The 13,844-nt window shown below is 52.0% G+C and carries 15 protein-coding genes; 11 read left to right on the top strand and 4 right to left on the bottom strand.

Features of this window, described 5'->3' with window-relative positions; all coding sequences use genetic code 11:
- Positions 1-16 precede the first annotated feature (16 nt).
- The 9 genes from J0X12_RS09850 (at position 17) to J0X12_RS09810 (ending at position 9,041) form a co-directional block, all read left to right on the top strand.
- On the top strand, positions 17-454 hold the full coding sequence (locus tag J0X12_RS09850; protein WP_207044998.1) for a universal stress protein: 438 nt from the start codon (positions 17-19) through the stop codon (positions 452-454).
- A gap of 60 nt (positions 455-514) precedes the next feature.
- Positions 515-1,276, top strand: coding sequence for an ectoine utilization protein EutA (gene eutA / locus J0X12_RS09845; protein ID WP_207044995.1), 762 nt, complete (start codon positions 515-517; stop codon positions 1,274-1,276).
- A 25-nt stretch (positions 1,277-1,301) separates the two neighbouring features.
- Positions 1,302-2,306 (top strand): hydroxyectoine utilization dehydratase EutB, encoded by a 1,005-nt coding sequence (gene eutB / locus J0X12_RS09840; RefSeq protein ID WP_207044992.1) that lies wholly within the window; start codon positions 1,302-1,304, stop codon positions 2,304-2,306.
- Between the two features lies 1 nt (position 2,307).
- Complete coding sequence (locus J0X12_RS09835; protein WP_207044989.1) at positions 2,308-3,300, top strand: cyclodeaminase; 993 nt, start codon at positions 2,308-2,310, stop codon at positions 3,298-3,300.
- Positions 3,301-3,318: 18 nt separating this feature from the next.
- Entirely contained in the window at positions 3,319-4,500 is a 1,182-nt protein-coding gene (gene doeA, locus J0X12_RS09830) for an ectoine hydrolase DoeA (RefSeq protein ID WP_207044986.1), read from the top strand.
- A gap of 4 nt (positions 4,501-4,504) precedes the next feature.
- Positions 4,505-5,494: a N(2)-acetyl-L-2,4-diaminobutanoate deacetylase DoeB gene (gene doeB, locus J0X12_RS09825; protein WP_207044982.1), complete on the top strand. Its 990-nt coding sequence runs from the start codon at positions 4,505-4,507 to the stop codon at positions 5,492-5,494.
- 18 nt (positions 5,495-5,512) lie between these two features.
- Positions 5,513-5,986: an Lrp/AsnC family transcriptional regulator gene (locus J0X12_RS09820; RefSeq protein WP_207044979.1), complete on the top strand. Its 474-nt coding sequence runs from the start codon at positions 5,513-5,515 to the stop codon at positions 5,984-5,986.
- Positions 5,987-6,146: 160 nt separating this feature from the next.
- Positions 6,147-7,637 carry an NAD-dependent succinate-semialdehyde dehydrogenase gene (locus tag J0X12_RS09815; RefSeq protein WP_207044976.1) on the top strand — a complete coding sequence of 497 codons (1,491 nt, stop codon included), beginning with the start codon at positions 6,147-6,149 and terminating at the stop codon, positions 7,635-7,637.
- 27 nt (positions 7,638-7,664) lie between these two features.
- The gene (locus J0X12_RS09810) at positions 7,665-9,041 is read left to right on the top strand and encodes an aspartate aminotransferase family protein (protein WP_207044973.1); all 1,377 of its coding nucleotides are present in this window, start codon (positions 7,665-7,667) and stop codon (positions 9,039-9,041) included.
- Positions 9,042-9,170: 129 nt separating this feature from the next.
- Here J0X12_RS09810 and J0X12_RS09805 read toward each other — a convergent pair whose 3' ends face one another.
- Together J0X12_RS09805 and J0X12_RS09800 are read right to left on the bottom strand one after the other, a co-directional pair.
- Positions 9,171-10,112, bottom strand: coding sequence for a DMT family transporter (locus tag J0X12_RS09805; RefSeq protein WP_207044971.1), 942 nt, complete (start codon positions 10,110-10,112; stop codon positions 9,171-9,173).
- A gap of 48 nt (positions 10,113-10,160) precedes the next feature.
- Positions 10,161-10,802 (bottom strand): nitroreductase family protein, encoded by a 642-nt coding sequence (locus J0X12_RS09800; protein WP_420497075.1) that lies wholly within the window; start codon positions 10,800-10,802, stop codon positions 10,161-10,163.
- 48 nt (positions 10,803-10,850) lie between these two features.
- On the opposite strand from J0X12_RS09800, the gene J0X12_RS09795 reads away from it, so the two are divergent.
- Entirely contained in the window at positions 10,851-11,378 is a 528-nt protein-coding gene (locus J0X12_RS09795) for a MarR family winged helix-turn-helix transcriptional regulator (RefSeq protein ID WP_207044966.1), read from the top strand.
- Between the two features lie 20 nt (positions 11,379-11,398).
- On the opposite strand, the gene J0X12_RS09790 is transcribed toward J0X12_RS09795, so the two are convergent.
- Positions 11,399-12,010: a pyridoxamine 5'-phosphate oxidase family protein gene (locus tag J0X12_RS09790; RefSeq protein ID WP_420497074.1), complete on the bottom strand. Its 612-nt coding sequence runs from the start codon at positions 12,008-12,010 to the stop codon at positions 11,399-11,401.
- A 130-nt stretch (positions 12,011-12,140) separates the two neighbouring features.
- Positions 12,141-12,689 carry a carboxymuconolactone decarboxylase family protein gene (locus tag J0X12_RS09785; RefSeq protein ID WP_207044962.1) on the bottom strand — a complete coding sequence of 183 codons (549 nt, stop codon included), beginning with the start codon at positions 12,687-12,689 and terminating at the stop codon, positions 12,141-12,143.
- Positions 12,690-12,820: 131 nt separating this feature from the next.
- Between J0X12_RS09785 and J0X12_RS09780 the strand changes: the two genes are divergently transcribed.
- Positions 12,821-13,720, top strand: a complete 900-nt coding sequence (locus J0X12_RS09780; RefSeq protein WP_420497068.1) for a LysR family transcriptional regulator — start codon at positions 12,821-12,823, stop codon at positions 13,718-13,720.
- Positions 13,721-13,844: the final 124 nt, after the last annotated feature.

Genomic DNA, 13,844 nt, shown 5'->3' with positions numbered 1-13,844 from the left:
GGATTGGAGATGGCTTATGTTTAAGAAAATCCTGATCCCGGTGGATGGTTCGGAACAGTCCCAGAAAGCCCTGAAAATGGCTGTCAGGCTGCAGGAGAATTTCGACTGCGAATTGTTCATTTTGACCGTTTACAGACATCACAGTCTTCTGGAAACCTCCATGTCCATGGTGCGCTCCGAAGAGCCCGAGACGATGGATGATATCCTCCGGGGGCATGCTACAAATGTGGCAGAAAGCGCCAAAAAAACGGCTTTGGAACTCGGGGCCAGTCAGGTACGCGCCTTTGTCAGAAACGGCCCGCCAGCGCGAACAATTGTCAGTTTCTCTAAAGACAAGGATGTAGATCTAATTGTCCTTGGGAGCAGAGGGCATGGAGACCTTGAAGGTTTCCTGCTTGGAAGTGTCTCCCACAAAGTAACGAGCTTAGCGACCTGTCCAGTCATGGTAGTGTAGTAATGTTGTCCGCCCGACTGTTTTAGCCTCTTTGTGTGGTTTCATATGGGATCAATTATAATGGATACTTCAACCCGGCACTCACGGATCCTAACCTCCCAACAGGACGCCTCCCCTGTACCCAAGAGGATCGGTCTCATTGCGCTTGCCACAGATCACACGTCTGAACTGGATTTTGCGCGCATTTGTGACCCGGAGGAAGTTGGCGTGTATGTTGCGCGCATTAGCTACGAAAACCCGACCACACCGGAAAGCCTCAAACTTACTGGACCGAAGCTAACCGAGGCAGCGGGCTTGATCTTGCCAGACGAACATCTTGATGTCGTTGCCTATGGCTGTACGGCGGCGTCCGTCGTTCTCGGGGATGAGACTGTCGCGAATTACATTCAACAGGCAAAACCAGGCAGCAAATGCGTGACGCCGACTTCCGCCGCCTTCGCTGCCTTTGAGGCGTTGGGTGTCAATAAAGTGAGTGTTCTTACACCCTATTCCCCTTTGGTGACTGAAGAGCTCACCACCTATTTTTCACGGAACGGCCTGGATGTCGTGAACTGGAATTGCTTCGGACTTGATGACGACAGAAAAATGGCCCGCGTTTCCCGCTCCAGCATTATTGCCTCTGCCGTTGAAACGATTAATGACACGGCGGAGGCACTCTTTATTTCCTGTACGGCTCTTCGGGCGGCAGTTTGCGTTGACGAAATTGAACGGATCACCGGCAAACCCGTCGTGACATCTAATCAGGCCGTCGTCTGGCGCAGCCTCCGGCTGGCGGGCATTGACAGAAAAATTTCCGGCTATGGCCGGCTGTTTCAAATTTGAACAATCCAACATGAAGGACCGCGAAATGGGGCCCATTAGTTTCGCAGCTATTGAAAAGGCACGCCTCAGGATAGCTCCCTTTATCCGGCAGACACCGATTGTTTCTTCATCGTCCCTGTCTGAGCTAACGGGAGGAGACCTTTACCTCAAACTGGAGCAACTGCAGATAACCGGAAGCTTCAAGTTACGAGGCGCAACGAACGCGGTGTTGTCCTTGACGGAGGAGCAGAAAGCAAACGGAGTTGTCGGCGTATCAACCGGGAATCATGGTCGAGGCCTCGCCTATGCTGCCCATAACGCCGGTGTGAAATGTATCATCTGCATGTCAGAACTCGTACCAAAAAACAAAGTCGACGGTATCCGGTCGCATGGCGCGGAGGTACGCATCATTGGGCGTTCTCAGGACGACGCGCAGGTAGAGGTTGAGCGGCTCGTAGCTGAAGAAGGCATGACCATGCTGCCGCCATTTGACCATGAGGATATCATCTCCGGCCAGGGCACGTTAGGCCTTGAACTTCAGGAACAGCTCTCGGAAATTGAAACGGTCCTGGTACCCGTTTCTGGCGGCGGCCTTATTTCCGGGATGGCCTTGGCAATGAAAGCCCGTAATCCAGCCATTCGGATGATCGGCATATCGATGGACCGCGGCGCGGCCATGTATGAAAGCCAACGGACTGGCAAACCCATTCTGGTAACAGAATGTCCTACCCTCGCTGATTCCCTGGGTGGCGGCGTTGGTCTATCCAACCAATACACTTTTCAGATGGTAAAAGATCTCGTGGATGACCTTGTCCTGGTAACGGAAACCGAGATTGCCGAGGCCATCCGTCACGCTTACTGGCAGGAAAAGCTGGTCATTGAAGGATCTGGCAGCGTTGGTATTGCGGCTCTGCTTGCCGGGAAAATAAACGCGCCGGGAACCTGCGCCTGCGTCATCAGCGGGTGCAACATCGATATGGCACTACATAAACGCCTTATCGATGGCGAAAATGTCGATGTGAGTCGGGAACAGCTGGAAGTGGACGCCTGAGATGCCTGAAATTACCATTCTGAATGAACAAGAATTGAGGCAAATAATTTCCCTGGATAAGGCCGCAGTTGACTGCATAGAAAACGCATTCAGGCTCCTTGCCACAAAAAATGTGGTGATGCCGCCCATCCTCAGCTTTCACGTCCCGGATCACAACGGGGAAGTAGACGTCAAGACAGCGTATGTCCCGGGAATTGACTCCTTTGCGATCAAAATGAGTCCGGGCTTCTTTGATAATCCCAAACTCGGTCTTCCAAGCCTCAATGGTTTGATGGTCCTCTTCTCATCCATCACAGGCATAGTCGAGAGCGTATTGCTTGATAACGGATACCTGACGGACGTGCGTACCGCAGCCGCGGGTGCGGTCGCCGCGAAATGGCTGTCCCGCGAGAATTCCAGCGTTGCCGGAATAGTCGGCACCGGGACACAGGCACGCTTGCAACTCAAGGCGCTCTGTCTTGTGCGTAATCTCGAGAGAGCCTTTGTATGGGGCCGGAACGATGCGAAAGCGGAGAAGTATGCCGCAGAATGCAGCAAGGAGTACGGGCTTGATATACAGGTCGCGAATACTATTGATGACCTGATGGAACAGAGTGATATCGTCGTGACGACGACCCCCTCGCAAGTTCCACTTATTTCTGCTGCCCAGCTCCGGCCCGGTCAGCATATAACGGCCATGGGGACAGACGCTGACTATAAAACCGAATTGGCAGCGGACGTTATTCCCGCGGCCGATTTGTATGTCTGTGACACCCTGACTCAATGCCGCAAGCAAGGAGAATTACGCCCCGCAATTGCCGCGGGGTTGCTGGACAGCGCAGCCATTTTCCCTGAACTCGGAGGTGTTATTGCAGGCCATCATACCGGCCGCCGGTCCGATCAGGACATCACAATTTGCGACCTGACTGGTACGGGCGTTCAGGACACAGCGATTGCCACCTTTGCTCGAGAGCGCGCGCAAGACGCAGACATCGGCACCCATTTCAACAGCTAGCGGGATTTGGAGACAAATATGTCTGGACTTGATCTACCCTTTACCCACTCAGAATATCAAATCCGCATGAATAAAGTGCGATCCTCGATGGTCCAAAACGGCATTGATCTCCTTATCGTCACGGATCCATCTAACATGGCCTGGCTGACGGGCTATGATGGCTGGTCTTTTTACGTACATCAGTGCGTTGTCCTGCCGATGGACGGTGATCCGTTCTGGTTTGGCCGCAAGCAAGACGCCAATGGCGCCGCACGGACCGTCTTCATGAGCAACGACAATATCCTCTTTTATCCGGAAATCTATGTGCAATCGACGGAATACCATCCCATGGATTACCTGAGTTCGGTTCTCATAGATCGAGGCTGGGGAGCTTTAACCATCGGTGTTGAAATGGACAACTATTATTTCTCCGCGGCCGCCTATATGTCTCTGGTCAACAATTTACCCAACGCCAAGTTCAAGGACGCGAACTCATTGGTGAACTGGTGCCGGGCGATCAAATCAGAGCAGGAACTGGTCTATATGCGGCGGGCCGGCCGCATTGTTGAAGAAATGCACAAACGCATATTCGAGAAAATAGAACCTGGGCTTCCAAAAAATGAACTGGTCGCCGAGATTTATGACAGCGGCATTCGGGGGGCAGACGGATTTGGAGGAGATTATCCCGCCATCGTCCCCCTCCTCCCATCGGGCGCGGACGCCGCAGCGCCACATCTCACATGGGATGACAAGCCCATGAAAACGGGGGAAGGAACCTTTTTCGAAATTGCCGGCTGCTATCGGCGTTATCATGTCCCGCTTTCGAGGACCATCTTTCTTGGAAAGCCACCCCAGAATTTCATTGACGCGGATAAAGCCGTTCAGGAAGGCATGGAAGCCGGACTGGAGAAGGCGCAAGCCGGTAATACATGTGCAGATATCGCGAGCGCTTTTTTTGCCGTCTTGATGAAATACGGAATCATCAAGGATAGCCGGACCGGCTATCCAATCGGCTTGAGCTATCCGCCTGACTGGGGTGAACGAACGATGAGTTTGCGCCTTGGCGACAAGACCGTTCTCGAGCCGGGCATGACATTTCATTTCATGACAGGCCTCTGGATGGATGACTGGGGAATGGAAACAACCGAAAGCATTGCCATTACAGACGGCGCACCTGAACTTCTTGCGTCCGTTCCCCGCCAACTGATGATCAAGGATTAGCACGATGAGAGCCAATCCAATTTCCGCAACGGTCGATTATGACAAAGATGGCGTTCAACATGGCTTTCTGAAGCTGCCATATTCCCATGACGGATCTGCCTGGGGTTCGATCATGATTCCGATTACCGTCGCCCGAAATGGTGACGGCCCAACCGTCCTGTTGACCGGCGGAAATCACGGTGACGAGTATGAAGGCCCTGTTGCGCTGTTTGATCTGACCAAAACTATAAAATCTGAGGATATTACTGGGCGCGTTATCATTGTGCCGGCCATGAACTACCCCGCGTTCCGGGCAGCGAGCCGGACTTCCCCGATCGACAAGGGGAATATGAACCGGATTTTCCCGGGAAATCCCGTCGGTACTGTTACGGAGAAAATTGCCGACTACTTCCAGCGCACCCTGTTACCGCTAGCCGATTATGTGCTGGATATACATTCGGGCGGGAAAACCCTTAATTTCGTGCCATTTTGCGCTGCCCACGTCCTGGAGGATAAGGCACAGGAGGAAAAATGCGTTGCGGCCATGCGGGCCTTTAACGCGCCCTTCTCGATGATGCTCCTCGAAGTGGACGCGACCGGCATGTATGACACCGCCGCGGAGGAAATGGGAAAAGTTTTCATTTCCACAGAACTGGGGGGGGGCGGCTCCTCGACCGCAGCGAGTGTCGCCATTGCGAAAAAGGGTGTTAAAAACCTCCTCCGGCATGCCGGCGTCCTGACGGGAGATCTTGACGTTGAAAATTCAATCGAACTCTGTATGCCGGATCATCAGTGTTACATATCCAGCGAGTCTTCCGGCTTGCTCGAGCTCTGTGTGGAACTGGGTGAACCCGTCACGACAGGCCAGACACTCGCCCGGGTCTACGATATCGACAGAACGGGGAGCAACCCCACAGAATACACCAGTCCGCTGAACGGCATCTTCGCGGCGCGCCATTTTCCCGGCCTGATCGGCATGGGGGATATTGTGGGTGTCGTTGCCGTAAAAGTATAGAACCGGTATATCATCATTATGATTAAACTTGACGACCGTGACCTCAAAATTCTGGCAGTATTGCAGCAGGATGGCCGCATTCCAAAGAACCAGCTTGCGGAGAGGGTCCATCTGTCCCCGACGGCGTGCTGGGAACGGCTGAAACGACTGGAGGACGCAGGTGTCATTGAGGGATACGGAGCGCGGCTGTCATTCGCTAAACTCGGCTCCCCGGCAATAATCTTCATGCAGGTGGAACTCGCCAGTCACCGGGCCGAAGATTTTGAGCGCTTTGAAAAAGCCGTCAGCGCCATAGATGAAATCACGGAATGCTGGGCGGTTGGTGGCGGAATTGATTATTTCCTGAAACTGGTCTGCAAAGGAGTAGATGCCTATCAACGAAAGGTCGACGAGATGCTTGCCGCTGATATCGGTTTGCGGCGCTATTATACCTATGTGGTAACGAAGGCGGTAAAAAAGACGGACCAGATTCCCGCTTCGGCCATTCTCTAGCCATCCCCAATCCTTCTCGAGCATACAGGGACCCTCCCGATAAATCCTCGCCTTTACTATGGGTTTTGCGAATTCCTATCTGAATAACCCTCTCACTATAAACACACTCTCTGTCCTTTCTTTTCTATACTTTCGTCATAAATTTCTGGTGGAGAGAAATATGCGTGAAGGTAAGAAAAACCTGTCCCGGATACCGGAGCTGGATTTGCTGGAAGATCCAAGACTGTTCAGGGAATTTGCGTATTGCGGCGGCAAGTGGCATTCCGCGAAATCGGGCCGCATAATCGCGGTTACCAATCCGGCGGACGGCGCCTGGATGGGAACAGTTCCGTCTCTCAGCAAGGAAGAAAGCAAGGCAGCCGTTGAAGCAGCACATCAGGCATTTCCCGATTGGGCTGCGCGTCTACCACAGGAAAGGGCTTCGACTTTAAAAAACTGGTTCCAGTTGATTAACGATGCCAAGGAAGACCTGGCACTGATCATGACACTGGAACAGGGCAAACCCATCTCGGAATGCCGGGGCGAAATTGACTATGGGCTCTCTTTCATCGAATTTTTTGCCGAACAGGCCAAGCGAACAGACATTCTGGGGGTAACATCCCACCTTCATAATGCGGAGGTTGAAGTCTGGCTGGAGCCGGTCGGCGTCGCAGCACTTGTGACACCCTGGAACTTTCCGAATGCGATGATTACCCGAAAAGCCGCTGCGGCCCTTGCGATCGGCTGTCCAGTAATTGTTCATCCTTCAAAAGAGACGCCGTTTTCGGCCCTCGCGCTTGCCGAACTCGCGGAAAGGGCTGGTTTCCCTCCCGGCGTTTTCAATGTCATCACAGGTGAGCCGGCGGAAGTCGTCGGGGAATGGACAAAGGATACGCGGGTTCGGGCTCTTTCCTTTACAGGTTCAACGGAAATTGGCCGGCTTCTCTATGCGCAATCTGCCCCGACCATAAAGCGTCTGAGCCTTGAACTTGGTGGGCATGCACCATTTGTTGTGTTCGCGGACGCCGATATGGACAAGGCCGTGGAAGAAGGCATCAGTGCGAAGTTCGCCACTTCCGGTCAGGATTGTCTCGGCGCCAACCGCTTTTTTATCGAACGGTCGATTTATGAGGATTTTTGCCGGAAGTTTTCACAAAAGGCAGCCGCGTTAACAATAGGCCGTGGGCTGGACGATCCGGACATCGGGCCACTCATGAACGAAAACGCAGTCAATAAACAGATAGAACATGTTGAGGACGCCTTGAAAAAAGGGGCGACTCTAATGACTGGTGGAAAATGCCATGCAAACGGTAAGCTGTTTTTCGAACCAACCGTTTTGAAGGACGTCCCACTGTCTGCAAAAATCATGCATGAGGAAACATTCGGCCCGGTTGCCGCAATCGCGTCCTTTGAGACGGAAGACGAGGTTATTCATCGCGCAAACGACACCGAATACGGTTTGATGGCTTATGTTCACACGAAAGACCCGTCCCGGATCTACCGCCTTAGCCGCGCGCTAGAGTTCGGGATGATTGGGGTCAATCGGACGAAAGTTACCGGCGCTCCCATCCCTTTCGGTGGGATGAAGCAGTCCGGGATCGGGCGTGAGGGCTCCCGTCACGGGATCGAGGCGTTTTCAAATATCAAATATGTCTGCCGGGACTGGGCTTAACCAGTTCTTTTTAATCAGGAGAGTTTTATGCTGACGAATGACCAACTTAGCCAATGGGATCGTGAAAACTTTTTTCACCCTTCCACGCACCTTGCCCAGTTTGCACGCGGGGAAATGACCAACCGCATTGTTACCGGCGGCTCGGGCGTATATATCGAGGACCGGGATGGTACCCGGCTTCTGGATGCCTTTGCCGGCCTCTATTGCGTCAATGTCGGCTACGGCCGCACTGAAATTTCTGAGGCTATTGCAAAACAGGCCAAGGAGCTCGCCTACTACCATTCCTATGTCGGGCACGGAACCGAAGCTTCTATCACTCTGTCAAAAATGATCATAGATCGGGCGCCTGACAACATGAGCAAGGTCTATTACGGCCTTTCAGGTTCGGATGCCAATGAAACGAACATTAAGCTCGTCTGGTACTACAACAATGTTCTGGGTCGTCCTGAAAAGAAAAAAATAATCTCCCGCTGGCGCGGATATCATGGGTCGGGCCTGATGACAGGCTCCCTCACTGGGCTTGAGCTGTTTCACAAAAAATTCGATTTGCCCCTGACGCAGGTTATCCATACCGATGCGCCCTATTACTACCGTCGTGAAGATCTGAGCCAAAGCGAGGAAGATTTCACCCGCCAGTGCGCGGAAAATCTGGATGCGCTGATTCAAAAAGAAGGCCCCGACACTGTTGCCGCCTTTATCGGAGAGCCTGTACTGGGAACTGGCGGACTTGTTCCTCCTCCTGCTGGCTATTGGGAGGCGATTCAGGCTGTGCTCAAAAAATATGACATCCTGTTGATTGCGGATGAAGTTGTCACCGGGTTTGGCCGTCTTGGCTCCATGTTCGGATCAGATCACTACGGCATCGAAGCGGATATCATAACCTCCGCCAAAGGGCTGACGTCCGCCTATGCTCCCCTGTCGGCCTCCATTGTGTCGAAGAAAGTGTGGAAGGTTCTCGAACAGGGAACGGATGAATTTGGCGCCATCGGCCATGGCTGGACCTATTCCGCCCATCCCATCTGTGCCGCCGCAGGGGTCGCCAATCTGAAATTGATCGACAGTATGGGGCTCGTCGCCAATGCCGGTGAAGTCGGACCCTACTTCAAAAAAGCCATGGCCGATGCTCTCGGCAACCATCCGAAGGTAGGCGATGTGCGCGGAGAGGGACTGATGCTGGCGGTTGAACTGATCCAGGACAAGGATACCCGAACATTCCTGGATCCCTCTCTGCTTTCGGGTGCCAAAGTGGCAGCTGCGCTGCTTAAGCGGGGCGTGATTGCCCGGGCAATGCCTCAGGGAGATATCCTCGGCTTCGCCCCACCTCTTTGCCTGACGAAAGCAGAAGCCGATACCATCGTCGGCGCCATGTCTGAGGCAGTAAGCGAGGTTTTCGCTAACGCCTAACCAGTTCTTATTGCAGGGCTTCGCGATCACCCTCCTGGAGAATTTTTGCACAGCAGTCTGCAAAAAGTCGCGAAAGCCCTGCCGTAAACTCAAATAGTCGATCCGCGGTTGATAGCCGATGCTCCTGCGTCAGGCTTTTCGATCGGGAGACAGATAGACAGGTGTAAACCGCTGCAGAACACATGTTGCCGCGAAGGTGAATAGCAATCCCGGGAGTATGGCAGCCGGCGGCAGCTCATGCCCTAGGGCGATCCCGAAAAGGATTACAAGAAAAGGGTTCAGGTAGGTGTAGGACATGACCTTTGTCGGCCCTATAACCGTTGCGCTCCATTGGAAAAGGAAGAAGGTAACAAGCGTCGTAAAAACGGACAGATACGTAATGCCGCCGTAGACCGTCATCGGGACTTCGGTCCATACAATCGTTGGAAACCGGGGGGCTGCCAGGATGAGCAGCCAAAACGCTCCGGTAACAAGTGTCCAGAATGTTATTTGAGCCATTGGCTCACCACGATGGAGATATTTAACCAAAGCTCCATAGCAGCCCATGGCAATTGTGCCGGCAAAGAATATGACATCGCCTATCCCAAAGCTTAGGGACAGTAGCGCGGTCAAATCACCGCGAAAGGTCACCCAGACCGCCCCCAGCACTCCGATTGGAAGAGCAATTTGTGACGCCCTGTTCAATTTTTCTTTTAACAGAATGCTGGAAACGATTGCCGTAATGGCGGGCGTAAGGGCGAAGATTGCAGCTGTATTTAACGCCGAAGTCAGGCGCAACGCCGAGAACATTGCCCAAAAGAACCCGACCAGGCACGCGCTTAAAATGCCGTAGCGGATCAGATCACGATACGTTGGCAGGATAATCCCATAACGCCAGGCTACGATCGGCAAAAACAGGATAGATGCCAAGGCAAACCTCAGGAAGGTAAGGACAAGACTATCCATCCAGTTCGTAATCGCGGCAGCGACGGGAAAGGACGTTGCAACCAGACAGGTCGCCACGATCATAAGAAGATGACTGCGACCGTGTTGAACACCTGTTTTTACATATTCGCCCGGCACAATAGTCATTTTCTGTCTTTCTCTTTCGGGTAGAGCCAAACTGGATTGAGGGGGGGGTTAGCATGAGAACTGCCCAGCAGATGCGATTTTCATCACAGGCAGCCTCATGCTCGGGATTTCACGGTCTCGCAAATCCACCGGAAGGACCGACTTACAGGCCCGCTTACCGATAGCGACAGCAATTTCAACGCGATATCGATCGGGGATAGCAAGTACCTTGTGAGATTGTTCGAAATATATGCCGGCCATCGCGTGCGCCTGATATCCAAGTAAGGTCGCCTGTAGAGCCAGTTGAGCCCAGGCCGCACCTGCGTCAAAGCTGTGAGTCCGAGAAATTTTCTGTCGGCGCCTATCCTGTCCGGGCATCACGGTATCCGACAAAACAAATACGAGCGCGGAAGCATTCCGGGCCCAGGTCGAATTAAACGGGTCCAGCAGATTTAAATATGTTGGCCAATGATCATCATCACGAAGGGAGTACAAAAAACGCCAAGGCTGAACATTAAAGGCGGAAGGCGCCCAGCGCGCGGCTTCCAGCATCGTCAGAAGGTCCGAGGACGGCATGGGTGAAGCGTCAAACGCCCTTGGAGACCAACGTTTCACAAAGACTTTCTCAATCGGGTAATCGGGTATTCTTTCGACAGTCACGACAGTATCCTTTACATTTAACAGAAAGTTAAGTAATCCTATATCTAACATTTCCATGTATGATATTTTGATATCGAATTATTTATGGTGGTACTATCTATGAGTCAAGGTAAAATCGGTTCTTCCACGAAAAATGTCCCGGAGAAGACCAGCACGATGGAGTCAATATTGGAACAATGGCGGCGCGAACGACCCGATATCGACCCGTCACCAATGGCGGTTTGCGGACAGATATGGCGTGCCGGTGAAATCTTGCGTAAGGGCGTAACCGAAAACTGGGCAAACTACGGCCTGGATTTGGCAGGCTCAGACGTCATCTTGACATTGCGCCGACAAGGACGCGGCGCAACCCTCTCGCCATCTGACTTGGCGAAAGACATGATGCTCTCTACCTCGGCGATGACTAACCGGCTTGACCGTCTAGAGAAAAGAGGTTTGGTTAAACGTACCACGGACCCAAAAGATCGCCGGGGCCTGAGAATAATACTCACAGATGAAGGCTTTGCGCTCGCTGATGAAATGGTCGCAACCCACGTGGCAACAGAAGAAAAACTGCTTTCCACATTAACAAAAGAGGAATGCTCTCAAATTCGCCAGCTTTTAAGCAAGATCGAGGGAGCTGACTAGAGGCGATGTAGGCGTCGCCACTAATCGATCGCGCCTTGTAATGCTTCAATTTCCGCTTCAAGTTCAGCAATACGTATCTCTCGCTCCTCTAGAGCGCGTTTAACGTCTTCCGCCTCAAATCGCTGAGGGATATGCTGCGGGCAATTAATATCCCAGGCTGAAATTTCAAATATCATGACCTGCTCTGGATGCCCTTGACCATCTGCGGGCATCAACTTGCTGATCAGGTCAGGATCGTCTTCAATAACGCTGACTTCGCCCCAAATCTTTACCCTGCGACGGTTCATATAATCGATCAGAAACAGATGCGCTTTCGGGTTTTCACTGAAGTTACCCTGTGAGATATACTGCCTATTTCCCTTATAATCCACAAAGCCCAGTGTTGTCGGCCCAAGTACTTTTATAAATCCCGGGGGGCCTCCCCGATGCTGGATGTAGGGCGCTCCGTCGCTTGAAACACTGGCCAGAAAAACACTGATTTGCCGCGAAATAAAGTCTGCCAGATCTTCGCTAATTTCCCGCTGCATCATTCCCTTGTTCTCTGCCCGCGCATAGGTGTCCCGAGATCCTTTTCGAACTTGAACTTCTTTTACTGCCGGTGTGAAGGCGACATCCGAGATAAAACTGGACATGAGACAACTCCTTTTAAGGTTAAAACTGCTCAAAGCTGGATATCTTTTTTCCAACTTACTTCCGTATAATTTCCCTAAGAAGCCAGAGTGAGGCCCAAACATTACGCTTGGGCCTCGAATTTGCCCGCAATCAAGCGGCGAGACTAGTGGCTTCAGGAAAATCGATCTCAGTTCCAAGAACCGAGTTCATATAGTTGGTAAGTGTGTTGAGAGCGACATGGGCTATAATTTCAACAATCTCCGCATTGCTGTACCCGGCGGATATGACCTTGAGAATCGCATCTGGCTGCACCTGGCCGCGAGCTTCCACAATTTCCACAGCGAAACGGACTGCTGCAACTGCCTTGGCATCCGTAGACCCGCCTTTCCGATTAGCAAGAATTTCTGCAGAGGTCAGTTTCGCAACGTTTGCGCCAAGGTAGCTATGTGCCGCAAGGCAATAGTCACAGCCGTTTATTTCGGCAACTGCAAGAGCAATTCGCTCCCGAGTAGCCGGATCTAGTTTCCCCTCTGCAAGCGCACCATTGAGGCCGAGATATCCACCAAGTGCCGCTGGACTATTCGAGACAATGCGGAACAGATTTGGGACGCTGCCGAGCTGCTTTTTCACAGCTTCCAACAATTCCTGTGACGCCTGAGGGGCATCCTCAATAGTGGCGGGAGTTGGTATATTGGACATTATTAATTCCTTCCTACGAGAAATCGAGATGTAAGTTTTCTGCTGTATGGCAAGATATGGTTTGTTGCCAATTTCAAAACAATTATATAAAAATAAAATATTTTATTCCTAAATATGAAATAATTGAGGTAGTGATTTTGGATCAGCTAAAGGCAATGGAAGTCTTTATTGCCATTGCGGACGCCGGCGGTTTTTCGGGGGCAGCTCGAAATCTCGGCCTGAGCGCGCCCTCTGTGACACGGGTCCTTGGTGATCTTGAAAAAGAGCTTGGAGTCCTGTTGTTTCATCGCACAACGAGAGCCGTTTCCCTAACCGATCCCGGCCGGTCCTTTCTTGAGGATGCAAGACGCATTATCAGTAGTTATAAAGACGCAAGAGATGCCATTCATGGCACGCATGGCGAGCCGAAAGGATGCCTGCGTCTTACGGCACCTGTTATATTTGGACAGCATTATATAGTGCCGTTGCTGACAGAGTTTCTCGATCGATATCCCGGCGTCACTGTGAAGGCGACCTTCGTTGATCGTATCACCAATATCGTAGAAGAAGGATTTGATATCGCGATTAGAATTGGACCACTTGCGGATTCAAGTCTTTTCGCGGTTCGGGTCGGGTCAGTACGCCGCGTCGTCTGCGCCTGCGCCTCCTATTTCAAAAAGTATGGCATACCGCAATCCCCTGCGGATCTTACAGACCATAATATTATTTCCGCAAACTCCATCTCGCTCACAAACGATTGGCGGTTTTCGGACAACACTACCGTGAAGGTTTCTCCAAGATTCCGGGTTAATTCCATCCCCGCGGCAATTAGTGCTGCTAAGTCCGGTTGGGGATTAACCAGGGTATTGTCCTATCAAATAGGACCGGAACTGGGATCGGGCGGGCTGCAAACTGTTTTGGGCGAATTTGAGCCGGAGCCGCTGCCCATTCACATCGTGCACCCCGAAGGGCGTTCTGCATCGGCTAAGGTCCGCACCTTTGTTGAACTGGCTCGCGACCGAATTCGGGCAAACCCTTATCTGAACCCTTGATAGTGAAAACCCCAAGCTTTTAAACTATAGAGCCGGTAGTTTATCACTTGCAATTTTATCGTGTATTAAATAGCTTCTGCCGAGAATTTTTCACTTTCCTCATTCCGAATAATAATAGCATGAA

It is taken from the genome of Sneathiella sedimenti (assembly GCF_017313765.1).
Taxonomy (GTDB): domain Bacteria; phylum Pseudomonadota; class Alphaproteobacteria; order Sneathiellales; family Sneathiellaceae; genus Sneathiella; species Sneathiella sedimenti.
Note: the sequence above shows the minus strand (reverse complement) of the source record. Positions and strands in the feature narration are given on the sequence as shown.

What these genes read in the sequence shown, in the direction of transcription:
- eutA (WP_207044995.1), top strand. Translation starts at nt 515, where the DNA reads ATGGATACTTCAACCCGGCACTCACGGATCCTAACCTCCCAACAGGAC.
- J0X12_RS09815 (WP_207044976.1), top strand. Translation starts at nt 6,147, where the DNA reads ATGCGTGAAGGTAAGAAAAACCTGTCCCGGATACCGGAGCTGGATTTG.
- J0X12_RS09835 (WP_207044989.1), top strand. Translation starts at nt 2,308, where the DNA reads ATGCCTGAAATTACCATTCTGAATGAACAAGAATTGAGGCAAATAATT.
- eutB (WP_207044992.1), top strand. Translation starts at nt 1,302, where the DNA reads ATGGGGCCCATTAGTTTCGCAGCTATTGAAAAGGCACGCCTCAGGATA.
- J0X12_RS09820 (WP_207044979.1), top strand. Translation starts at nt 5,513, where the DNA reads ATGATTAAACTTGACGACCGTGACCTCAAAATTCTGGCAGTATTGCAG.
- J0X12_RS09790 (WP_420497074.1), bottom strand. Translation starts at nt 12,010, where the DNA reads ATGTCCAGTTTTATCTCGGATGTCGCCTTCACACCGGCAGTAAAAGAA.
- J0X12_RS09850 (WP_207044998.1), top strand. Translation starts at nt 17, where the DNA reads ATGTTTAAGAAAATCCTGATCCCGGTGGATGGTTCGGAACAGTCCCAG.
- J0X12_RS09810 (WP_207044973.1), top strand. Translation starts at nt 7,665, where the DNA reads ATGCTGACGAATGACCAACTTAGCCAATGGGATCGTGAAAACTTTTTT.
- J0X12_RS09800 (WP_420497075.1), bottom strand. Translation starts at nt 10,802, where the DNA reads ATGTTAGATATAGGATTACTTAACTTTCTGTTAAATGTAAAGGATACT.
- doeB (WP_207044982.1), top strand. Translation starts at nt 4,505, where the DNA reads ATGAGAGCCAATCCAATTTCCGCAACGGTCGATTATGACAAAGATGGC.
- doeA (WP_207044986.1), top strand. Translation starts at nt 3,319, where the DNA reads ATGTCTGGACTTGATCTACCCTTTACCCACTCAGAATATCAAATCCGC.
- J0X12_RS09785 (WP_207044962.1), bottom strand. Translation starts at nt 12,689, where the DNA reads ATGTCCAATATACCAACTCCCGCCACTATTGAGGATGCCCCTCAGGCG.
- J0X12_RS09795 (WP_207044966.1), top strand. Translation starts at nt 10,851, where the DNA reads ATGAGTCAAGGTAAAATCGGTTCTTCCACGAAAAATGTCCCGGAGAAG.
- J0X12_RS09805 (WP_207044971.1), bottom strand. Translation starts at nt 10,112, where the DNA reads ATGACTATTGTGCCGGGCGAATATGTAAAAACAGGTGTTCAACACGGT.